This is a genomic window from Sphingobium cyanobacteriorum, from assembly GCF_030580935.1.
Classification (GTDB): Bacteria; Pseudomonadota; Alphaproteobacteria; order Sphingomonadales; family Sphingomonadaceae; genus Sphingobium; species Sphingobium cyanobacteriorum.
This window is the reverse complement of the sequence record NZ_JAUQOM010000008.1, coordinates 179674-202098: the sequence shown is the minus strand read 5'-3', so window position 1 is coordinate 202098 and position 22425 is coordinate 179674. Positions and strand designations below refer to the sequence as shown.

General features: G+C 60.1%; 22 protein-coding genes and 1 pseudogene. 6 read left to right on the top strand and 17 right to left on the bottom strand.

Annotated features, from left to right (window positions below; genetic code table 11):
- Positions 1–100: 100 nt before the first annotated feature.
- Complete coding sequence (locus Q4610_RS15625; RefSeq protein ID WP_304536889.1) at positions 101–937, top strand: enoyl-CoA hydratase/isomerase family protein; 837 nt, start codon at positions 101–103, stop codon at positions 935–937.
- Between the two features lie 42 nt (positions 938–979).
- On the opposite strand, the gene Q4610_RS15620 is transcribed toward Q4610_RS15625, so the two are convergent.
- Together Q4610_RS15620 and Q4610_RS15615 are read right to left on the bottom strand one after the other, a co-directional pair.
- Positions 980–1312, bottom strand: a complete 333-nt coding sequence (locus Q4610_RS15620; protein WP_304536888.1) for a hypothetical protein — start codon at positions 1310–1312, stop codon at positions 980–982.
- A gap of 55 nt (positions 1313–1367) precedes the next feature.
- Complete coding sequence (locus tag Q4610_RS15615; RefSeq protein ID WP_304536887.1) at positions 1368–1703, bottom strand: hypothetical protein; 336 nt, start codon at positions 1701–1703, stop codon at positions 1368–1370.
- 347 nt (positions 1704–2050) lie between these two features.
- On the opposite strand from Q4610_RS15615, the gene Q4610_RS15610 reads away from it, so the two are divergent.
- On the top strand, positions 2051–2713 hold the full coding sequence (locus Q4610_RS15610; RefSeq protein ID WP_304536886.1) for a TetR family transcriptional regulator: 663 nt from the start codon (positions 2051–2053) through the stop codon (positions 2711–2713).
- 219 nt (positions 2714–2932) lie between these two features.
- Here Q4610_RS15610 and Q4610_RS21840 read toward each other — a convergent pair whose 3' ends face one another.
- On the bottom strand, positions 2933–3241 hold the full coding sequence (locus tag Q4610_RS21840; RefSeq protein WP_425262577.1) for a hotdog domain-containing protein: 309 nt from the start codon (positions 3239–3241) through the stop codon (positions 2933–2935).
- Positions 3242–3875: 634 nt separating this feature from the next.
- On the opposite strand from Q4610_RS21840, the gene Q4610_RS15605 reads away from it, so the two are divergent.
- From Q4610_RS15605 to Q4610_RS15590, 4 genes and pseudogenes are all read left to right on the top strand, one after another.
- Complete coding sequence (locus tag Q4610_RS15605; RefSeq protein WP_304536885.1) at positions 3876–4544, top strand: nitroreductase; 669 nt, start codon at positions 3876–3878, stop codon at positions 4542–4544.
- 102 nt (positions 4545–4646) lie between these two features.
- Positions 4647–5900 carry an acetyl-CoA C-acetyltransferase gene (locus Q4610_RS15600; RefSeq protein WP_304536884.1) on the top strand — a complete coding sequence of 418 codons (1254 nt, stop codon included), beginning with the start codon at positions 4647–4649 and terminating at the stop codon, positions 5898–5900.
- A 70-nt stretch (positions 5901–5970) separates the two neighbouring features.
- A pseudogene (locus tag Q4610_RS15595) lies at positions 5971–6360 on the top strand (DUF3237 domain-containing protein); the annotation flags it as partial.
- A 130-nt stretch (positions 6361–6490) separates the two neighbouring features.
- Positions 6491–7267: an SDR family NAD(P)-dependent oxidoreductase gene (locus Q4610_RS15590; protein WP_304536883.1), complete on the top strand. Its 777-nt coding sequence runs from the start codon at positions 6491–6493 to the stop codon at positions 7265–7267.
- An 81-nt stretch (positions 7268–7348) separates the two neighbouring features.
- On the opposite strand, the gene Q4610_RS15585 is transcribed toward Q4610_RS15590, so the two are convergent.
- The 14 genes from Q4610_RS15585 to Q4610_RS15525 form a co-directional block, all read right to left on the bottom strand.
- Positions 7349–8125: an SDR family NAD(P)-dependent oxidoreductase gene (locus Q4610_RS15585; RefSeq protein ID WP_304536882.1), complete on the bottom strand. Its 777-nt coding sequence runs from the start codon at positions 8123–8125 to the stop codon at positions 7349–7351.
- 19 nt (positions 8126–8144) lie between these two features.
- A complete protein-coding gene (locus Q4610_RS15580; RefSeq protein WP_304536881.1) occupies positions 8145–8933 on the bottom strand; it encodes an enoyl-CoA hydratase-related protein in 789 nt (262 codons plus the stop codon).
- 33 nt (positions 8934–8966) lie between these two features.
- The gene (locus Q4610_RS15575; RefSeq protein ID WP_304536880.1) at positions 8967–9758 is read right to left on the bottom strand and encodes a crotonase/enoyl-CoA hydratase family protein; all 792 of its coding nucleotides are present in this window, start codon (positions 9756–9758) and stop codon (positions 8967–8969) included.
- Positions 9755–10747 (bottom strand): NADPH:quinone oxidoreductase family protein, encoded by a 993-nt coding sequence (locus Q4610_RS15570; protein ID WP_304536879.1) that lies wholly within the window; start codon positions 10745–10747, stop codon positions 9755–9757. The genes Q4610_RS15575 and Q4610_RS15570 overlap by 4 nt, the downstream gene beginning before the upstream one ends.
- 193 nt (positions 10748–10940) lie before the next feature.
- On the bottom strand, positions 10941–11192 hold the full coding sequence (locus Q4610_RS15565) for a hypothetical protein (protein WP_304536878.1): 252 nt from the start codon (positions 11190–11192) through the stop codon (positions 10941–10943).
- A gap of 186 nt (positions 11193–11378) precedes the next feature.
- Entirely contained in the window at positions 11379–12416 is a 1038-nt protein-coding gene (locus tag Q4610_RS15560; protein ID WP_304536877.1) for a phosphotransferase family protein, read from the bottom strand.
- Positions 12417–12427: 11 nt separating this feature from the next.
- On the bottom strand, positions 12428–13207 hold the full coding sequence (locus tag Q4610_RS15555; RefSeq protein WP_304536876.1) for an SDR family NAD(P)-dependent oxidoreductase: 780 nt from the start codon (positions 13205–13207) through the stop codon (positions 12428–12430).
- A complete protein-coding gene (locus tag Q4610_RS15550; RefSeq protein WP_425262575.1) occupies positions 13204–13938 on the bottom strand; it encodes an SDR family NAD(P)-dependent oxidoreductase in 735 nt (244 codons plus the stop codon). The genes Q4610_RS15555 and Q4610_RS15550 overlap by 4 nt, the downstream gene beginning before the upstream one ends.
- Before the next feature lie 10 nt (positions 13939–13948).
- Positions 13949–14755 (bottom strand): SDR family oxidoreductase, encoded by an 807-nt coding sequence (locus Q4610_RS15545; protein WP_304536875.1) that lies wholly within the window; start codon positions 14753–14755, stop codon positions 13949–13951.
- Positions 14756–14774: 19 nt separating this feature from the next.
- Complete coding sequence (locus Q4610_RS15540) at positions 14775–15662, bottom strand: crotonase/enoyl-CoA hydratase family protein (RefSeq protein WP_304536910.1); 888 nt, start codon at positions 15660–15662, stop codon at positions 14775–14777.
- Between the two features lie 540 nt (positions 15663–16202).
- Positions 16203–18383, bottom strand: coding sequence for a molybdopterin-containing oxidoreductase family protein (locus Q4610_RS15535; protein ID WP_304536874.1), 2181 nt, complete (start codon positions 18381–18383; stop codon positions 16203–16205).
- The gene (locus Q4610_RS15530; RefSeq protein WP_304536873.1) at positions 18380–19702 is read right to left on the bottom strand and encodes an FAD-dependent oxidoreductase; all 1323 of its coding nucleotides are present in this window, start codon (positions 19700–19702) and stop codon (positions 18380–18382) included. The genes Q4610_RS15535 and Q4610_RS15530 overlap by 4 nt, the downstream gene beginning before the upstream one ends.
- Entirely contained in the window at positions 19699–19962 is a 264-nt protein-coding gene (locus Q4610_RS21835; protein WP_425262574.1) for a 4Fe-4S dicluster domain-containing protein, read from the bottom strand. Before Q4610_RS21835 ends, Q4610_RS15530 begins: the two co-directional genes overlap by 4 nt.
- Before the next feature lie 79 nt (positions 19963–20041).
- Positions 20042–22318, bottom strand: a complete 2277-nt coding sequence (locus Q4610_RS15525) for a TonB-dependent receptor (RefSeq protein ID WP_304536872.1) — start codon at positions 22316–22318, stop codon at positions 20042–20044.
- Positions 22319–22425: the final 107 nt, after the last annotated feature.

Here is a 22425-nt window from a genome sequence, read left to right as displayed (position 1 = left end):
ATATGCCATAGTTTGTATTTGCTCATTTAATTAAATCCTATCTCGTTTATAATCGGGTCTGCATTTGTGTGACGACAAGATACAAAGAGGATTATGACCAATGACTGACACATCCGATGACGGCATCGCATCCCTCGGCCCATTCGAAACCCTCCTTACCAAGCGGCGTGATGCCATTTTGATTGTGTCGCTCAATCGCCCCTCAGCCCTGAACAGCCTGAGCGCCACGATGGTGCGGGAATTGACGGACCTGTTCACGCAATTGCATCAGCGCCCTGACATCCGCGTCGTGATCCTGCGTGCCGAGGGTCGCGCCTTCTGCGCTGGGGCCGACCTCACCAGCTGGGAGCTAAGCGCCGACGGCGAAGGCCGTGTCCATCGAGGGCTGGCGGTGCAACGGAGCATTGCGACCATTATGCAGCTTATGCGCTCATGCCCGCAACCGATCATCGCCTTGGCTCAAGGCCCCGCGTGCGGCGGCGGCTTCTCCCTTCTCCTGTCCTCCGACGTTCGCTACGCCGCGCCTAGCCTACGGATGAACGCGGCCTATATCCGCATCGGGCTGAGCGGCTGTGACATGGGGTCCAGCTATCTCCTGCCCCGTCTCGTCGGCATGTCGCTGGCGTCGGAACTGCTGCTCACGGGCCGCTTCATTCATGCCGATCGCGCCGCGGCGGTCGGTCTGGTCAGTGGCGTGGTGCCGGAGGAAGACCTGCTCCAGACCGGGCTGGAAATCGCGGAGGAAATGCTCAGCACCAATCCGCTCGGCCTGCGTCTTACCAAGGACGGGCTGAACTGGGCCATCGACGCGCCCAGCATGGGGGCCGCGATGGCCATGGAGGACCGGCAGCAGATTCTGGTTTCAGGTACGCATGACGCGACCGAGGCGGTGAACGCGTTCTTTGAGAAGCGCCCTCCGGTCTACCGAGACCTTTGAGAAGCAGCCAGATAGTAGCCCGACGCCTGCTGAACCGGCCAATCATGCCACTACTGGTTGGTTCAGCGAGGACGGGCGCGCAATGTCGAAATCGCGAGAGCCGAGCCGCGATGCGATCAACGCAGCAGGATTGAAATGACGGCTTGCGGCTAGCTTATCCGCCATTTTGCAATTGCCGCGCACTTTGCGCCACATAGCGTCCGCCCAGGTGCTCGTTCCTTTGCGGCGAAGGTCGCGAAGGTCGTGGTCACCGGATCGGTTTGCAGCTTCGACGTCAAAAGGCAGGCGACAAAGGCCGGTCCGCTCGACCACAATATATGTATTGGCCATGTGGTGCTGGAGCATCTGGCCGAACTGTCGGCTACGGTCCATCATGGAACCACTTTACCGACACAAAAGATCATTGCCGCCATCAATCCCGTAAACCATGCTAGGAATATATGTCGGCAGCCATGTGACCGTGATGCTCGATAACAATGTCGGCATGCCCATCCTCGACCAACTCCTTCGCTGTCCTGCCAAATCCAGCAGGCGGCAGGTGCTTGAACCAGATTATCGCCTTGCCTTCGTTCCCGGCAAGATCTGCGGCTCGCGCGACAATGCGGGTGATTTCTCCAGGCTCGGCCTGCACAGCCGGACTGCCGGAGCGTGCGGCCATTGTGGTGCGATTAAGATGCGCAAGCCGTGACAGGCGCATCATCGGCAAGCGCAGACGTTCCGCCATGCGGCGCGGCACAATCCCATCGCCCTCGCGGATATCGTTCAAAAATGCGGTCAGCCTGCGTGCACGCCCTGACTGTTACATGCACCCGAATGCATCTCCTTTCCACGCACCGCTCGATCCGCCTGGATTATCGCAGACACGATTATGTCTCGGGCAATTCTAACCTGTCCTGCTCCAAAACCGGATGGTGCGGGTCGGAACTGGAGTCGCACGGCGACTTTTCGGCCGTCCGGTCGCGGTCGAGATCATCGTCTTGCTCGTTTCTCCTGCTTCCAAATTCCAAGCGCCAATTAACCTCTTTGATGAAACCATTGAAGAAACCCTTGTATGCCGCTGCCTTCGCGCGATACCATGCGGCATGACAAGGCACAGACAGGGGTACTGCTGAAATGCGGGCACGATCCAAAAACTCTCAGAGGGAGTCGCAGCAAGGCACACAGGATGTAGCCACACGCGAACAATTGCTGATCGCCGCAGGAGAATTGATGGCGGAGAGAGGCGTGTCCGACGTTTCGCTGAGCGATATCGCAATCAAAAGTGGCTTGAACTCTGCACTGGTCAAATATTATTTCGGCAACAAGGCCGGATTGATGATTGCTCTTCTACGTAAAGTTTTAGGCCCGGCGATGCTGCAATTACATCATCTATCTGGTATGAAGCTTCCTCCAGAAGAAAAGCTGCGTATCCATATCAGCGGTATGGTGATGATCTATTTTCAATATCCATACATTAATAGACTGATGCACCAACTGTTGTCAGATGAGCCCGATACGTTCGGTTCGTTGATCGCCCAGGAATTTTCGGCTCCTGTCGCGGCCGTGCAGAAACATATTCTGGACGAAGGCTTCGCTGCTGGAACATTCCGTAAGATCGATCCGCTGCTCTTTTATTTTCACATCGTTGGAGCATGTGATCAACTGTTTTTTGGACGATATCAACTGGAACATGTGTTCGGGATCAAGGCCATCAATAATCAGCTCAAGAGCCAATTTATTGATCATCTTTACAGCGTGGTGCTGGATGGCATCTCCGCAACGTCGAAAGAGCCGTAACCGGCAGGTGAATAAATTGCTGCAACTCGTCGGCTGCCAGACCAACGATCGACCGCAAAGCGCTGCTACCGCGCCCCACCAGTAGTCGCAAAAAGGGGTGGCGGAGCTATGCAGGGCGGCGTGTCCGGCTCCGTCCGGCCAGCTACACATCGATCGCCCAGCACCCTGAAACAGAGGGGCGAAAGGTCGGCTGTCGCGAGATGGCCGTGCCGCTCGTATCTACACGCGATTGTGAATAGCAGGTCTGGGAGGGTGCGAGATCGTACCGCACCCCCTAAAAATCGTCGGCGAACAATCAGAGGATGCTGATCCTGGTCGTTCCATGGGCCAGCAGGCGCCCGTCCTCGCTAGCCAAGGACGCTTCCGCCACGGCCAAGCAACGCCCAGGTTCAACATTTTGCCCGTCGCCACCACCCATTCACCGGCCCTGACTTCGCGGATGAAGGAGATATTGGATTCGACTGTCGTATAGGCAGCATGGTCTGCACCGCGCGCGCTATCGCGTCGTCGAGAATCGTGGCGCCGTATCCCCCATGAATGCTACGAATGTTCTTCCCTAGGTTTGCCGCTGATCGCCACGACGCCCTGTTTCACCGTGCAAGGCTTCAGCCAGAGCGCGCGCCATATCGGCGGCCCTTCACGGCCGGCTTCGAAAAGATCACGCACCTGCCGCACCCCGTTCGCCTGTTGCTCGCACATGTTGCCTCGCATCGGTCGTCGCTGCGGCACTGGGAGGGCGCACCCATCCCAAACGCGCAATGTGCGTACTGGGGAGTTGATTATTCGCATACTTAAGAGCATGCGTGCGCGATGCCTTGCTCGTAAAATGCCTGGAATCGGAGGCCGTGGTGCCAAACTTGTCAACGCGCATAGCATATCACGACAGCCATCACCTGTTCCGCGATGAGGTCCGAAAATTCGTGGCGAGGCGAAGTGTTGCCCATAGCGGGTGCTGGGAAGCGCTGGACCAGATTAATCGCGCCTTCTGTCACGCCCCGCGGCGAAGCAGGCCCTCTATGCCCGATCGCTGGCAATATGCACGAATATCCGATCGCCTGGACCTGGTGGGACGGAAGCATTCAGCGCCTCGACGGCGACACACCAGAAATCATGAAGGACGTGATCGCACGGTCGATTTGGACACAATGCGTAAGGATGGGCGATGAATGTAAGCGATGCAGTCAGCAGCCGGCGGTCGGTTCGCGGATTTCTGGACAAGCCGGTAGAGCCGGCGCTGCTTGAAAGCTTGCTCCGCAAAGCCTCCGCAGCTCCATCTGGCGGGAATATCCAGCCATGGCACATCCATGTCGTAGCGGGCGCCAAGATCGATGCGCTCAAACGGATCATGGCTGCCAAGGTGGTGGAACAGCCAGCGGGCGAAGGCTCAGAATATGATATCTACCCTCGCGAGCTGATCGAACCCTATCGTTCGCGCACCTTCCAAGTCGGCGAGGCGCTTTATGAACGGCTCGGTATCCCGCGCGAAGACAAGAAGGCGCGCGCACGCTGGTTTCAGCGAAACTTTCAGTTCTTCGGCGCGCCGATCGGGCTGTTTTGCTACGTCCATCGCAACAATGGTCCACCGCAATGGTCCGACCTTGGCATGTATCTGCAAACGCTGATGCTGCTGCTGCGGGAGGAAGGGCTGGACTCGTGCCCGCAGGAGTGTTGGGCCATCTATCCCCGCACCATCTCCGAATTTCTCGGCACGCCGCCGGAACATATGTTGTTCACGGGAATGGCGATCGGCTGGAAGGATCCCGACGAGCCCGCCAACAGCATGGTGGCGGCACGCGCGCCGCTCGAACAATTTGCCCATTTTCACACCTGAACTCGTCAGGTGAAATATGACCAAGTTATTAGTTGAACGGTTAATACATCCCCTTTAAACGGGAGCAGTCCATTCGCACCAGCTTTCCGGAGACATATCAGCATGAGTGAAGCCTATATCATCGATACAGTCCGCACGCCGCGGGGGATCGGCAAGGTCGGCAAGGGCGCCTTGGCCGACATGCATCCACAACATCTTGCCGCGACTGTCCTCAGGGCGCTGGCGGAACGCAACAATCTCAATACCGCCGATGTTGAGGACGTCATCTGGTCGACCTCCACGCAAAAAGGCGCGCAGGGTGGTGACCTGGCTCGCATGGCGGCGCTCGACGCCGGCTATGACATGCGCGTCAGCGGCGTCACGCTCGATCGCTTCTGCGGCGGGGGCATCACCAGTGTCAACCTCGCAGCCGGCCAGATCATGAGCGGCCAGGAGGATTTGGTCATCGCCGGCGGAACGGAGATGATGTCGCTGACGATGCAGATCGCCAAGGAGGAAATGGCAGCCGGCCTGCCGCAACTGGGCATGGGGTCGGGCAATGCCCGGCTTCAGGCCGTTCACCCGCAGTCGCATCAGGGTGTCTGCGGCGACGCCATCGCCAGCATGGAGGGCATTTCACGGGCCGATCTCGACGCCTTGGCGCTCGAAAGCCAGAAGCGCGCCGCGCGCGCTATTGAGGAAGGCCGTTTCGACCGTAGCGTCGTCCCCGTGTACAAGGCAGACGGTACTCTCGCCCTCGACCGGGAAGAATTTCCGCGCCCCGGCACCACGGCAGAGGGACTCGCCTCGCTTGAGCCCTCCTTCGGCAAGATGGCTGACATGCCGCTCGACAAGGACGGCACGACCTTCCGGGGGCTGATCAACCAGAAATATCCCGATCTCAAGATAGACCATGTCCATCATGCCGGCAATTCGAGCGGCGTCGTCGATGGCGCGGCGGCGGTGCTGCTGGCGTCGAAGGACTATGCCGAAAAGCATGGCCTCAAGCCACGCGCGCGCATCGTTGCGACCGCGAACATCGGCGACTGCCCGACGCTGATGCTCAACGCGCCCGTTCCTGCTGCCCGCAAGGTGTTGGCGAAGGCCAATTTGACCGTTGAGGATATCGATCTGTGGGAAATCAATGAAGCCTTCGCGGTCGTCGCGGAGAAGTTCATCCGCGATCTGAAGCTCGACCGCTCGAAGGTCAACGTCAATGGCGGATCGATGGCGCTAGGTCACCCGATCGGCGCCACCGGCTCCATCCTGATCGGCACGGTGCTCGACGAACTGGAGCGCACCGGCGGTCGCTACGGTCTGGTGACGATGTGCGCCGCGGGTGGCATGGCTCCAGCCATCATCATCGAACGCATCTAAAAAATGATGGGGGCCGCCGCGAGAGCCAAAGTGGCTCAGGGGCGGCCGCCAGTCTAGGAAAGGAGCCGGGATGCGCCTTGAACCGCTGCTGCGCATGACCGTGACGTTGGGGCAACGCTATCCAATCGGTCTCATCCCCAAGGGTAAACGGAACGTATGGACGCTTTCTGGCGGTACTGTCGAAGGGCCTGCCATTCGCGGCACAATCGCGCCCGTGGGTGGCGAATTTGAACTGATCGACAGCGATGGCGTCTGTCATATCGACGTGCGCCTGGTAATCGTGACCGATGACGGCGCCAACATCTTCGTCCAATATTTCGGTGTGTCGCACGCGTCGCCCGAGATGCTGGAACGATATGGCAAGGGCGAAATTGTGGATTTCGGCGACACCTATTTCGTCACCCAGCCCCGATTTGAAACCAGCCACCCCCGATATGCCTGGCTGAACCATGTTATGGCCATCACCGAAGTCGCGGTACGCCAACCGGCGTCGATTACCTCATGTATCACTGCATTCCCGACAGCAGCGTTGGATTGCGCGGCGCGGACTGCCTGTTCGCATATCGCGGCGCTGTGGAAGGGTAGCGGATATGGCGTCCATCTTCGATCTGACCGGGAAGGTTGCACTCGTAACCGGCGGCAATCGCGGCATCGGCTACGCCATGGCGGAAGGGCTGGGCAAGGCGGGCGCCGACATCATCATTTGGGGCAGCAATCCGCTTCGCAATCAGGAGGCCATGGCCAGGCTTGCAGCATTGCCGGTCCGCGTCAAAGCCCAGACAGTGAACGTCGCCAATGAGGACGAAGTCGTCGCCGCCACGTCCGAGGCGCTGGCTGATTTCGGTAGACTTGATACCGTCGTCGCCAATGCCGGCATCGGCGGCAAGGCCGAGAAATTCCATCAATTCACGTCCGAAAATATGACCGCAGTGTTCGACGTCAACCTCAAAGGCGTGTTCTGGACGTTGCGCGAAGCCGCACGGCATATGGTTGATCGCGCCAGGGCAGGAGACGCTGGTGGCTCGCTTATTGCCGTCTCGTCATTGGGCAGCCTATTCGGCATGCCTACGCTTCAGGCATATTCTGCCAGCAAAGGCGCCGTCAATGCGCTCATGCGCTCACTCGCCGCAGAGCATGGCCGGTTTGGCATTCGCGCAAACACCCTGGCACCCGGCTTCATCGATACCGAGATGAACGCACAACTGCACAGCAGCGAGGCGATCGAGACGATCCTGCCGCGCATCCCAGTCCGTCGCTGGGGGCAAGGATCAGATGTTGCGGGTATCGCCGTATATCTGGCGTCTGATGCCAGCAGCTATCATACTGGCGATGTATTCGTGATCGACGGCGGATTCGCCATCCGCTGATGTGCCCTGCCGACAGCGATCGTCGGCAAGGCGTCGGGCGCCGGGGATGTTCAGCAAAAGCCGTCGTCCCCGGCGCGAAGGTCAGAGCGACTGGCCGTCATCTATGGTGAACATGCTACCAGTCACGAACTGGCTGGCATCAGAACATAGATAGAGGATGATGCCATCCAGCGAGGATTCGTCCATCAGGCGGCGACGCGGCCATTTCTGAATTTGGCGCTGCCCCCCCTCTTTCTCGAACCATTCCGCATTGATGTCGGTCGGAATATAGCCCGGCAGAACGATGTTCAGGTTGATCCCGCGATTCGCCCATTCGCGGGCCAATACGCGGCAGAGTTGAAGCGCGGCCGCCTTGGATGCGCTATAGGCGCCGGTGCCGCCAGCGATATATTGCGCCGTGATCGACGAAATCGCTACCATCCGGCCATGTTGCCGCTCGCTGGAACCGGCGTCGATCAGCCGGCGCGCGCCTTCGCGCAACGTGAGGAACAATCCCTTTACGTTGACCTGATTGATCGCATCCAGCGCCGACGCATCGAGATCGAAGGTCAGGCCCTCGATATTGAGGCCGGCATTGCCGATCACAGTATCGACAACGCCGAAGGCGGCTTCGGCGGCGTCATAGGCGGCTTTGGTTGATGCTTCGTCGGTGACGTCCATCGGCACGGCGATCGCCTGGCCGCCGGCATCGCAAATGTCCTGCGTCAGCTGTTCGAGCAAGGCCACTCGGCGCGCAGCCAATACGACATTGGCCCCGCTCGCCGCCAGGATACGGGCGAAACGGGCGCCCAGACCCGCTGACGCTCCGGTGATAAGCGCTGTACGTCCCGTGAGGTTAACGGAGTAATTCTCCACCATGATCATTCCGCTCCGTCGATCAGGCGCCAGTAAATACGGGTGCACGCTTTTCCATGAACGCGCTTATACCCTCCTGATTGTCCTTTGTACGGCCAGCGTCTTTCTGTAGCCGCCGTTCCGTCGCCAAAGCATCGATCCAATCCTTGTCCGCGGCGGCCCACGCGGTCTCACGGATCATGCCGAGCGACCTTGTCGGTCCCGATGCCAGCTGGCGCGCGAGGTCAAGAGCTGTGCTTTCCAGCTCCTCGTCGCTCGTGACACGGGTGACAAGGCCCCATTCGAGCGCCTTCGCCGCCGGGAGGCGTTCGGCCAGCAACATCATTTCCATTGCCCGTACCCGCCCGATGGCCCGCATCAGCAACCAACTGGACCCGCCATCGGGAACCAGACCGATCTTGGCGAAGGCCTGAAGGAAATAGGCGGTTTCGCTGGCGACGATGATGTCGGCCGACAGCGCCAGCGAACAGCCGACGCCAGCCGCCGCGCCACGAACAGCGGTGATGAAGGGTATGGGCAGCCGGCTGAGCTTGACCATCAGCGGGTTGATCGTAGTTTCCAGCACCGAACCGGCATCGACCTCACCACTTTCATCGGCGTCGCCCAGATCGCCCGAAAGGTTCGCGCCAGCGCTGAACGCACGACCGACACTGGTAATGATCATGGCTCTGGCCGAGTTGGCGGCGCGATCGATGGCGGCATCCAACTCATGCGTCAGGGTTAGGTCGAACGCATTGAGGACAGCGGGATCATTGAGGCGGATGATCGCGACGTTATCAACGATCTCGAAGAGAATTTTCTTATATTCCATCGCGGGTCTCCTGATAGGCGCGCTCATTGGGGATCAGTCTTTAAACAGGGCAGCACGACGCTCCTGCGATGCGAGCACCGCTTCGACCTGATTGGGGGTGGATATCAACGCCATCTGCTCTTCCGCTTCGGCGCGCAGGATGCGGGCGTTGAGAGCGTCATCCTGGATGCCGAAAATGCGCTTCGCAGCGCGTATGGCATCGGGACTGTGTGCCGCGATTGCGCGCGCGGTCGCGAGCGCCGCTGCACGCGGATCGTCATGCACCTGCGTTGCCAGGCCCATGGCCAGTGCTTCCTGGCCTTGGAATATACGACCGCTATAGGTGAGTTCGGCCGCGACATCGCGCCGGATCAGGTCGCGCAACAGGACCATGCCCGCCATATCGGGGACGAGGCCCCATTTGATCTCCATGATCGACAGCTTCGTTTCGGGATGCATATACCGCATGTCCGCGCCGAGCATCAGCTGGAACCCGCCGCCAAAGGCGACGCCATGGACCGCCGCGATCACTGGCACCGGCATCTCGCGCCATTGCAGCACTACCTGCTGCCCTGCGTTGGCGGCCCCGTGGGTGCGGGCGGTCAGATCTATGTGCGCGCTGCCGTCGGCCATCTGCGCGAAGTTCTGGAGATCGAGGCCCGCACAAAAAGCACGGCCATCGCCAGATAGCACGATCGCGCGTATATCGCTGCGGTCGCTGAGCCGGGCGCCTGCCTGGCCCAGCGCGTCGAACATCGCGCCGTCAAGTGCATTCATCTTGTCGGTCCGAACCATTCGGACATGAGCGACATGGTCGGCGATGTCGATCTCGACCCGGCTGTTCATAGCGTTACTACGATCTTGCCGACGGCTGCGCGCGAGGCAAGACGTGAAATGGCCTCGCCGCCCCGCGCCAGTGGAAAGCGTTCCGATACAAGCGGACGCAGATATCCGCTTTGATATAGCTGCATTAGTTCCTCGACATTGGCGCAATGCTGTTCTTGTGATCGTTCGATCGACGCACCCCAGAAGACGCCGACGATGGAGCAGCCCTTAAGCAGCGGCAGATTCAGTGGCAGGCGCGGGATACCGGCCGGGAAGCCGATGACGAGATAGCGCCCTTCCCATGCCATGCTGCGCAGCGCAGGCTCGGCATAGTCGCCCCCTACCGCGTCATAGACGATGTCAACGCCATCGGGCGCGTGGGCGCGAATCTCCGCGAGGAATGCCTTGGCGCCCTGCGCGTCCAGTCCTTCGGCCGGGTAGATGATGGTTGCGTCCGCGCCGTGATCCAACGCCACCTTTGCCTTGTGCGGCGCCGAAACCGCCGCGATGACTTTGGCGCCATAGGCCTTGCCCAGTTCCACTGCTGCAAGCCCTACGCCACCGGACGCACCCAGCACCAGCATCGTCTCGCCCACGCGGACATTGCCACGATTGCGAAGCGCATGGATCGTAGTGCCATAGGTCATTAGAAAGGCCGCTGCGACGTCGAACGGCATGGTATCGGGAATCGCAAAGCACCGATCTTCGGGCAGCACGATCTTTTCCGCCATACCCCCCCAACCCGCACCACCCAGCACACGGTCGCCGATCTTGAACCGGCTTACGCCATCACCCACTGCATCGATGCGGCCGCTGATTTCCGCGCCGGGCGCAAATGGGCGTTCAGGTTTGAACTGATAGCGATCTTCGATGACCAGCACGTCGGGATAGTTCACGCCGCAGGCCTCGACAGCAATGCGGACTTCGCCGGGACCGGGAATAGGTTCTGGCAGCTCGGACAAGACGAGGGTTTCAGGCCCCCCTGAACTTTTGCTTAGCAGCGCCAGCATCCGATCACCCTCCTCATATTTGCCATAATTAATCGGCTAGGTAGGTGAATGTGCAAGAATGTCAACGGCGCTGATCCCACGAGCGTCATGTTGCCCGTCACGCGCGACGTACAGAAAGCACCGCTTATCCATTCCGCGCCATTGACGGCAAACGGATGCCGGACGCCACATGTTCAGGCATGCACTGTCGAAGCTATGCCCTCGCGTTCGCACAGGGATGCGCGGAGAGGCGTGCATATTCCAGTTCGATCAGATCGCAAAGCGCGCGAAAGGTCCGGCCCGCATCAAATTCCTTGCGCTCGGCCAACCACTGCACATGGACTCCGCGTATGGTCCTTAAGATCAATGCGGCCGACGAAGCGGGGTCCATGCGGCCGCCCAATATCGGTTCGCTCTTTGGCAAATCTTCGAATGCCTGGCGGGCGTTGCGGTTATAGATTGCCACCAGTTCGTTGAGCTTTTGATACCGCGATGCCGCCGCTTCATTGAGCAGCAGCGCTTGCCGGCGCCCGACGACACAGCGATCATCGAGCCGTCTCGATCATCAGGATCATTGCGGGCCATGATCGCCGTGCCACCCTCACGCCCCCTCCCTCGCTATAAGGGCTGCCATGCCGGTCAAGCGTTACAGCTAGCCAATCTCTATCGAGCGGGAGGCTCGCAGGAGCAGTTGCACCGCCTGATGATGGAGGCGGTCGCCGATCTCCTTTTCGGCCTTGCCGGCGAGCGCGCGGGCGTTCGAACCTTCCAGAATGATGCCAAGCTTGTAACAGGCCAAAACCTTGTACCAGAGCATTGCCGAGCAATCCCGCCCGGACCCGGCGGCATAGCGCTCGACAAGTTCGATCGCATCGGGGAAACCGTCCCATGGCTCGACCGGCGTAACCGCCTCAAAGCCACCCTCCCGATCAGGCCAGGTAGCGAGCAGCCAGCCCATGTCGATCAGCGGGTCACCAATGGTTGTCAGTTCCCAATCGACGATCGCCGCCACATCGGGGCCGTCCAGCCTAAACATCACATTGCCAAGATGATAGTCACCATGAATGAGACCTGGTGTGAAATGTGCCGGACAGTGATCGTCCAGCCATTTGCCGATCTCCGCAACGCCGGGTACGCTGTCCGTTGTCCACCCCTCATGCTTGGCATAGCCGTCATATTGCGACCGCCAACGTGCCGACTGGCGGCCCAGATAATTGTCGAGCTTGCCCATGTCGCCCAGGCCGGCGGCGATGGGGTCGATCCTGCCCAGGGCCAGCGCGCCATCCACGAGCGAAAAGCCCATCTGGCGACGGATGCCAGCGTCGCTCGCGTGCAGCGCGGGCAACCCGACCGTGGCAGTGAAGCCTTCAACCGGCCGCATAAGATAGAAGGCCGCGCCGAGCACATCATCGTCGGGACACGCCGCGACCAGCCGGGCATGCGGCACATCGGAGTCCGCCAGCACAGCAAGGGTACGGGCTTCCCTGCGCATCGTTTCGCTGCCGTTGGCGATACTGTGCAAAGGCGGGCGACGAAGAACGAACTGCTCGTCGCCACGCCGGAAGCGCAACAACACATTTTGCGTTCCACCGGCAAGGGGAAGCGCATCTTCGATCGGCCCACTGCCCAGCCCCTGCTGATCCATCCAGGTCGTCAGCCGATCGAGATCGACGAGTGATTTCCATTCCATCTATATGCTCTTCACGCGTTTCGGGCCATCAATCCGCCGTCAACCGGGATGATCGCGCCGGTAATGAAAGAGGCAGCCGGGACACACAGACTAAGCGCGATATGCGCCACTTCTTCCGGCTTGCCGTAGCGGCGCAGCGCCGTGCGGCGTTTGGCGTAGAGCGCCTTGTCCTCTGCTGGAATGTCATGGGTGATGCCGGTTTCAATCGGTCCTGGACAGATACAATTGACCGTCATGCCCTCTCGGCCCAACTCCACTGCCAGCGAACGCGTCAAGCCGATCACCCCCGCCTTCGCCGCGCTGTACGCACTCTGGCGCGCCGTGGCTCCAAGCCCTTCGGTCGATGCAATGTTCAAGATGCGCGGATGCGCGGATTTCCGCAGGAAGGGCATGGCAGCGCGTATCACCAGCGGCTGCGCCGTCAGCAACACGGTGATCTGCTGATCCCAATTCTCGCGAAAGTCCGGCGCGTCGATGGGCGTCAATGCGGCATATCCGGCATTATTCACCACCACATCAAGGCCGCCGAAGCGGTCGGCAATGTCTTCAACCGCCGCCGCGATCCGATCGAGTTGCAAAAGGTCAAGCGCCACGGCCACCGCCGTACCGCCTTCCTCTTCGATCTCGCGGACCACGGCGTCGGCCGCCGATGCGTTGCGATCGACGACCGCGACCTTCGCACCCTCGCGGCTGAACAGGACCGCCATGGCGCGACCCATGCCGCTGCCTGCGCCGGTGATGAAAGCAGACGCGCCGTTGAGCGAACGTTCAAGACGCGCCACCGCCGTCACAAGGAGCCTCCGCCGTCCACCGCAAGCGTCTGTCCGACGACGAAGTCCGCAAGCGGCGACGCTAGATACATCACGGCACCCGCAATATCCTCAGGCGTTCCCAGCCGTCCGCGCGGAATGACCTTCAACTGCCCTTCCAGACGCTTGGGATCTGCGGTCATGACCTTCGTAAGCTTGGTATCCACCAAGCCGGGGGCAACGCCGTTGACGCGAATGCCCTCGCCGATCCACGCCTGCGCGAGCGACCGGGTCAGACCCAAAATGCCGGCTTTTGATGCGTTATAGGCGGGATTGCCGAAGGTGGTGCGAAACGCTGCGGTAGAACTGATCAGGATCATCGACCCCCTGGCCTTGGCCAGCGGCCCACGAAACTTCAGGGCGCAGGACATCATACTGTTCAGGTTGACGTCGACGACCCGCTGGAAACCTTCCATGTCGAATTCGCCGCGTTGGTAGATAACCGTGCCCTGGCACGACACCAGCACGTCGAGCGTATCGCCGTCAAAGGGGGCCGCAGCGACTGCGTCCGGGCTGGTTACGTCGACGCACGTATAGTGCATTCCCGAAAGATCGCTTCCGGGCACATCGGCATAATCTTCTGCACGCGGACGCGTCCCCCAGATGGCAACGTCGGCGCCGCGCTGGCGAAAGGCATGGGCAATACCGTTGCCGATACCGCTGGACCCGCCGACAACAAGCACGCGTTTGCCAGTGAAATCAAAATCGTTCACGACAATTTCCTTAGCTGCGCTTTTGAACAGTCAATGCGTCGGCTGACGCGTCGCCGAGAACGGATCCGCCATCACAGTCGATGATGGCGCCGGTGATATATTTTGCGTTCTCGCTCGAAAGAAACAGCGCCAAATCGGCAATGTCCTGCTTCGTGCCGTAGTCACGCAGGGGTATCCTCGCCTTGAGCCTGGCTGTCGCTTCTTCCGATGGCGCAAGACGGATCATGCCTTCGGTATCGCCGATCGGGCCTGGACTGATGGCATTGACGCGCACACCGGCCGGACCCCATTCCATGGCGAGGCACTGGGTCAGATTATTGATCCCGGCCTTGGCCGCGCCGGCATGAGCCTGGAACATGGTCGGCCGGATCGCCTGCCCCGCCGTGATCGATATGACCGATGCGCCCGGCTTGCGGATATGGTCATAGCAGGCGCGAAGGACATTGAAGGAGCCGAGGAGATCGATGTCGATCACGGTCTTGAACGCATTGGCCGACATGCCGATCACCGGCGCCAGGAAATTCCCCGCAGCACCGGAGATCACCACATCGATCTCGCCATACTGGCTCTTGACTGCCGCAAGGGCTGCATCGACGGCATCATAGTCGCGCACATCCGCCGCTATGCCCATTGCCACGCCGCCGGCATTGACGATCGTATCGACCGCGGCGGAAACGCGGTCCTGGTTGCGGCTGATGAGGCCGACCTTCGCGCCATATTGGGAAAAGCGCTGCGCGATGCCAAGGTTGATCCCGCTTGATCCGCCCGCAACGAACACCGTCTTGCCCGCGAAGATTTGATCCTTGAAGATATCCATTTTGTCAGCGTCCCTGTAGTTAGTGATATTCGGGCTCTTCCCACCAGGGGAAGTAGTCGGGCATGTCAGCCGAGACCTTGTCGGGAAATGCGGGCTGGCGCTTTTCGAGGAAGGCAGACACGCCCTCGGCGACGTCCTTGCTGCGGCCGCGCGAGAGGATGCCGCGGCTATCGATCCGGTGCGCTTCCATTGGATCGGCCATGCCCAGGCCACGCCACATCATCTGGCGCAACAGAGCGACCGAAACGGGTGCGCTGTTCTGCGCGATCTCTTGCGCCAGCGCGTGGGCGGTGGGCAGCAGCGCTTCCGCAGACAGCACGTCCTTGACCAGACCGCCTGCCCTGGCTTCGGCCGCATTGAACACACGGCCGCTAAAGCACCATTCGAGTGCCTGGGAGATGCCGACGACGCGTGGCAGAAAGAACGAGGACGCAGCCTCGGAAACGATGCCGCGACGCGCGAAAACGAATCCGATGCGTGCGCCATCGCTCGCAAGCCTGATGTCCATCGGCAATGTCATCGTCGCGCCTATGCCTACCGCCGGACCATTGATTGCGGCGATGACCGGCTTGAGGCACCGATAAATGCGCAGCGTCAGCAGCCCGCCACCGTCGCGCGCCGACGCCTTGGAATAGTCGAGGCTGCCATCCGGCCGGACCGGCGAATCTTCCAAGCCTGCGGCGTCGAACGACGCCGTGCCGGACTCCAGATCCGCGCCTGCGCAAAAAGCGCGTCCCGCACCCGTGACGATCACCACCCGCACCTCGTCGTCGGCATCGACCTGGTCGAATGCGTCGATCATTTCGGTCATCATCCGTACGGTAAAGGCGTTGAGCTTGTCGGGCCGGTTCAACATGATCGTCGCGACATGGTTGGCTACGGTATAACTAATCTCTTCATAGACCATCATTCATCCCCGGTTTCGCCAGGCTATGATCGGCCGGGCGGCAACAGATCGCGCTGCATTCGCAGACGCAGCCAGATCCGTGATGTTGCAGGCACCATACATCAGCCGCAGGCGGACGCAATTAGTTGTTCGATTGATTTTTTGATCTAGCGCGGCAATCTGCCCCGACTAGCGTTCATCGCGCGACTGATTTTATGGAGCACCCATACCCGCCTCCAGGCGTTTATCCGCACAGTCCCAGACAGAACAGCAGGACGGCATCGGACCCATGCGCCGCATCGACAAGTATATCGCCACGATGGCAGGTCACTCAGGACGGCTCCCGCGTCGCGGATCATAGCGTGACACACGGACACCGTCCTCCGGCCATCCTGAACCGCGCCGGGATTGCCGGAGGCATTGGGTTGTGAGTCACGCCGCCATATCGATGTTGTCTGCGAAGGATATGGTCGATAGATGAGCAGAAGCGGTGGGCGACAGGAGGGGAGCACATTACGGTGCCATGATCTCGCTATGATCCTGTCCTACCTCTCGGAGAAGTTACTCAACTATCGCGGTCGCCAAGCCGGGCCCCTCATATGTCCGAACAGGCTCGGCGGAAACCAGTTCCACGGGCACCGCCGTCATCCACGACATGTAGCTGACCGGCTCAATGTCATCATCGTCAGTCGGCAACAGAGCGTTGCAGTTAGCCCCATCGACAGCGCTGGCTACGGTCATACCATAGGTCAGGCGCTGTCCATAACCATGCGTCATCGCGATGGTCCCAGGCGGCAGGTCTGCATCGATCCTGACCTGTGCCTTGACCGATCCCACATCGTTGAATATCCGGACAATGTCGCCGTCAAGCAATGCACGCGCATTTGCATCCTCGGGACTGACATGCACAGGGCTTGCGCCCCGAATGGCGTGGTTGATGCGGGGAGCGTTACCCATCCAGCTATTGTGCATGTACCGCGTGCGCAGCGAAATCATCTTCAACGCTCCGGGAGCCTCAGCGCGGAGCTCCGCAAAAATCGAGGCCATCCGGTCGAAAAGTCCCCTTTCGATGAACTTTTCGGGGCAACAGTCGATCTTGCCATCGGGATGAACCACACATCGCTCGAAAAACGATTCGGGCGGCTTTTGATCGATAGGACGCGCATTGCCCGGGCTTTGCATGAGATCGTCGATCGTCAGGCCGGCTGCCTTGAGGATTTCCGCGAACATCGAATGTCCGTCATGATCGTCCGGCGCCACGTCCAGTGCCGAAGGCGCGCCCAGCGCGCTGATGAGGGAATTCAATATCCACCACCCGTTGCGCCGTTCATGCGCGGGCGGAACCATGGCTTCGGTATACTGGACATAGGGTTGCGGCTGTAGCCCGCTACCCAACAGAGTGAGGTCGCTGTGTTCCAGCCAGTCAGCCGCAGGCAGGACATAGTCGGCAAGTTCGCCAGTTGCAGACCGGAAGACATCGACTGAAACCAGCAAGTCGAGTGACTCATAGGCGCGACGCATCTGCTCCTCGCCACCCACTGTCAGGATCGGGTTGCCGCCAAAGACCAGAAGCGCACGAATGTCGCCGCTTTCGATCAGGCGCGTGATCGTGGCGGCAGGAAGCGTTGCGGCGCCAATCGGTTCAGGCAATTCGAACGTGCCGATCGACGTTTCGACCGTTGCCACGCCTTGCGTACGCGCGAAATGGTCAACGATGCCGGCCGGCTTGATGACGCCGCCCTTGCGCCCGAGATTGCCGGTGCCGAAATTGATCATCTCCGAAAGCAGATAGGCCAGCGTCCCCTGTCGGCTCTGGTTGACTCCCGTAGAGATGTAGATCGCAGCCGAAGGCGCGGCGGCGATATCAGCTGCGATACTGCGGATTTGCGAGGCCTGGATGCCAACGATCGCTTCCACCACATCAGCCGTATACCCTTTGATGCGCAAACGCAGTTCGTTCATTCGCTTGCCCAGGCTCGCGATGCGCGCCTCGTCGAACGCGCCTCTGCTATCGAGTTCAAGGAACAGCGCCGCCAGGAAATACACGTCCGTTCCGGGCCGGATTTGCAGCGTGGGGCCGGTCGCGGGGGTGGATGATTCGATTTTGCGCGGGTTGACGAAAACGACCTTTCCACCCCGATCGACGATAGCACGAAGGCTAGCGAGATCATCGTTAGGATGTGACATCGCCGTCCAACGCGAGACAAGCGGATTTGCACCGATGCATAGCAGATAATGCGTGTTGGCGATGTCCGGGATCGTGAGAACGCCGGACGAACCATATATCTCCGCGCCAGCAGCCGTCTTGTTGGTCACGTCCTGAGTGCCGGCGCTGAAAATCATTTGCGTCCCGATCGCCTGCCGCAGAGGTTCGACCGCGGCCCAGCCGGCAGCGTTGGCGACGCCAAAGGGGTTGCCGTAATAGATCGCGACAGAATTGGGCCCGTGCTGCTCCCGCAGCGCATTGAGACGTCGAGCCACGTCCGCAAGCGAAGCGTCCCATTCGACACGATCGAACGCACCCCGCGCTTCGCGGCGTGGATTGCGACGCTTCAACGGCCAGTTCAGCCGGTCAGGGTCACGATGCACGTCAAGAAAGGAGAGCCCTTTGTGGCACGGGCGCCCGCCCGAAATATGGTTCGGATCGGGCAGCAACGCGGCGATCTGGCCATCGTTGTCGATGCGGGCGAGCAATCCGCAGGCAGGCTCGCAGATCCGGCAAAAGGTGTGCTTGATGCTCATCGCTGATCCCCTCCCTGAGCCACACGCAAGAGCGTATTTTCGCAGGTGAACTTGACGCGCGGCCGGCCGACGGCGCGACCGCGCAGCCGCTCTGCGCGATCGATCGTCCGCCAGCCATCCTTGCCTATCGTGGTTCGATCAGACCCGAGCCTTGCCAGGAGCGCCCTTCGCCGATCAATGCACCCAGCATCCGCAGGCCGTTCAGCAATATCCGCGAGGACCATATCGACAACAGTCTTGGCGCATTTGCGATTAGTGCCGATGACGCCGCGGCAACCACGCCGCGCCCAACCCGTAGCGTAGACATTTGCCATTCCGGCGACGCGACCATTGTCCGTCAAGACTACGCCGGCATTTGCGTCGTGTGGCAGGCCCGAACGCGGTTCGCCGCGAAAGCCGGTCGCGCAGAAGACCAGATTGCAATCCAATTGGTAAGCCCCGCCCGGAGCTGCGGTAGACGCGAAGACAATTCGCTTGACTGCTTCGTCACCCTCAAACCGGAGTGGCGTCGCACCGAACAAAAAGTTGATCCTTCTGCTCCCGCCGGAGCGGGATGCGAGACTAAGCAAATGGGTAAGCTTTCGACGGGTTGACCAAGGTAGGTCCGGCCGGGCCAGTGTGTCGTCTACAAGCCCTGTGTGCGGTGCGATGGATATGTCTACATCGGGCAACTCGCCCAGTTCTTCAAGCTCTGGAGCATTGAACGCGACCTCGGCCGGCCCGCGGCGCGCCGCGATGAAAATCTCGTCGACCCTGCTTTTCTCCAGGGCGGCAAGCGCATGATCGGCCATGTCGGTGGCACGAAGTTCGGCAATCGGACGCAGCAGCAACCGGGCGATATCGAGCGCAACATTGCCATTGCCTATGATAACGGCGCGCCGGGTAGAAAGATCGAACCCGTGGTGCACATGTCGCGGATCGCCGTTGCACCAATGAACGAACTCGCGACTTGTCCAAGATCCCGCCATGTCTTCGCCAGGAATGCCGAGTTTGTTATCGCCTTCGGCGCCGGTCGCGACAATCACTGCGTCATAGGCCTCCGTCACGGCCGCCAGCGGCAGGCCGTCTCCAATATCGACGCCGCCAAAGAAGCGCACACGTGGATCATACAACAATGGCTCGAAAGCACGGTCCGCGATCAGTTTCTTCTGCGGGTGATCGGCGGCAACGCCATAGCGCACCAAGCCCCAGGGGGTGAGCGAACGGTCGAACAGGTCAATTTCGACCGAAACATTGCTCTGGGCAAGCAAATGCTGCACGGCATAGGCCCCTGCCGGCCCCGCCCCGACTATGGCGACGGTGCGTGCCGAGGCCGTCATGCCGGACTTCCCTCAAAATAGCCGCGATTTAACTCGGCATAATGCGCCCATTTTTGGGGGAGATTCTCGATCCTGTAAATTGCGGAGACAGGACATGCCTCCACACAAGCCCCGCACGCGATGCAAACCGCCGGATTGATGTAAAGCTGATCTGCGGCGTCAAAGGCGTCATCGCCTGGGGATGGCGCAATGCAATCCACCGGGCAGATGTCGACACATGAATAGTCCGCGACGCAAGGTGCGGCGATAACATATGTCATCGCCTCACCCTGCCCGGCAGGACCATGGCAACCGCCTTTGTTCGTAGTTTCCTGGTCAGCACAATCACGGTTTCATCCTTCAGAAGCGGACAGTCGCGTCTACACCCCATTCGCGCGGGCGAGCCAATGTTCCGGCTGTGCCCACAGTGCCCGCGAAAAGCCCGTTCAATTGGTAGGCTGTGTTTTCCAGATTCTTCACAAATCCCCGAATCTGATAGTCACCGCCGCCAAATTCATATCCGATCGACAGGTTGGTCACGGTATAAGCGCGCTGTTCATCCTCCTTCTGATCGAACATCCGCAAATTATAAGCCGACGAGAAGAACGTCTCGGCCCGCATCCGAACGGCACCATTGGCTACCGGCAACGCATATTCGATTCCGGCATTGACGGTATATTGGGGTGCACTCGGCAGCGGCTTGCCCTTCAAGTCCTGTACGCCGAGTTGCGGTTGACGCGAATCGAAGCTGGAGAATTTCTTGATCTTCGAGTACAGCAGCGACAGGGCCAGGTTAGCCGTAAGCCGGCGCGACGGCCGCATCACCGCTTCCAGTTCACCGCCCGTAATGGTCGCGCGATCGACATTCTCGATCAGTGGCAACGTCGCCGTGATGAATGACAAGACCTGCAGGCCATCATATTTGTAATGGAAGGCCGACGCATTGAACGTGAAAGTACGGTCCGATGTGCTTGTCTTCAGACCCGCTTCAAACGCCCCGATTTTTTCTGGCTTGAACGTGTCGCCGCATGCCGACAAATTGACCCCTCCGTCTTTGAAGCCAGTCTGATACTGGCCATAGGCGAGCACCCGGTCGGCGATGTCGGCTTCCGCGCGGATCTTGTAGTCGAAATGGTTGAAGCGCAGCTTGGTCTGAAGGTTACTACAGTTCGGCAGTGTCAGCGGCGCGCCGTTCACCACAAGATAATTTTCGTCCGACTGGACATAGTTCTTGCGATCGAAAGTCTGCCGCAGACCGACATTCAACCGCATCGACGGCGTGACTGAGTATGTCAGATCGGCAAAGCCGGCATAGCCATCGGTCTTCACGTTCATGGATGAGCGAAGACCAGTGTAGAGCGTATTTGCAGAGCCGGTAAAGGGAGCGAACCCCGCACCGAACACCGCCTGAATCAATGGGTCGGGGAAATAGGCGGGCGAGACGGCGAACGCGGTTTCGTGGAAGTAGAACAGGCCCACGACATAGCGCAGCTTATCCAGCTCGCCTGAAAAGTTGAATTCCTGGCTGATCGACTTGGACGTCTGAAAACGGCCGTCGCCGCCCGGAGTGCCCAGGGTGACGATGCCGAGCGATGTTCCGTCGGCGTCGTAGATGAACGGACCATATTCATGCTTGATGAAGCCGGTTACCGAGCGGACGCTCAGTGCATCCGAAATATCGACTTTCGCATCAAGCGTTGTGCCTGCCGTCCAATATTTGGAGGTGTTGCTGATTTCACCCGCGGTCCGCCATTTGCCGGTATCGATCGCGACGCTTCCGGCGGGAAGCAATCCGCCTGCGACCAGCCCATCGACCAGCGGATTGGTCCCGCGCAGAATCGACTGCACCGGCGTCTCGCCGCTGCCGTGCTGGTAATAGCCCGAGAGGTCCACCGTCACGTCAGAACTGGGCAGAAAGCGCAGCGCGCCACGCACGCCCCATTTCTCGAAGCCCATTTGCCGCTTGTCGAGGAACGAGTTGTAATAGTAGCCGTCGTCCCGATTGTAATAAGCGGACACGCGCCCCATCAGTGTCTCGCCCGTGATGGGCCCGGATACATAGCCGTTTGCCCGGACCGCATCGAACGATCCCGTGCCAAGCGAGCCGCCAGCCTCGAAGGTCGACGTCGGCTTTTTCGTAATGAAATTGATCGTGCCGCCGGTGGCATTACGACCATAAAGCGTACCCTGCGGGCCGCGCAGAACCTCCACCCGCTCCAAATCCACGATCGGGACGTCGGCCTCGGTCGCCGCGGGCTGGAAGATGCCGTCGATGTGCAATGCGACGTTCGGCTCGGCGAGGCCCGTCTGCACCTGCAAACCGACACCTCGGATGGTGATCTGCGTTGCGCCGTTCGTTTCCTGATAATTGACGCCGGGCACGGACCGCGTGATATCGCCCACGTTCTGGACTGCGCGCGTCGAAAGGTCATCGCCGGAAATCGCGGAAATAGACATCGGCACCGACTGCAACGACTGTGAGGTCTTTTGGGCGGTCACAATAATCTCTGTCGCCGACACCTCTGCATTGGAGCTTGGTTCGACGCTGCCCCCACCTTGGGCATTGGCGCCTACGGACATCAGCCCCATTGTAATGGCCACAACAGACGTCAGCGAACGGTTCAAGACACAGGACATTTTTACCTCCCTTATGGGGTGGAGACTTTCCGCTCCTATCCCCGATCCCAATTGATTTATTTTTGAAATATCGCGACGAGACGACCGGCAGTGCTCCGCACAGGCCG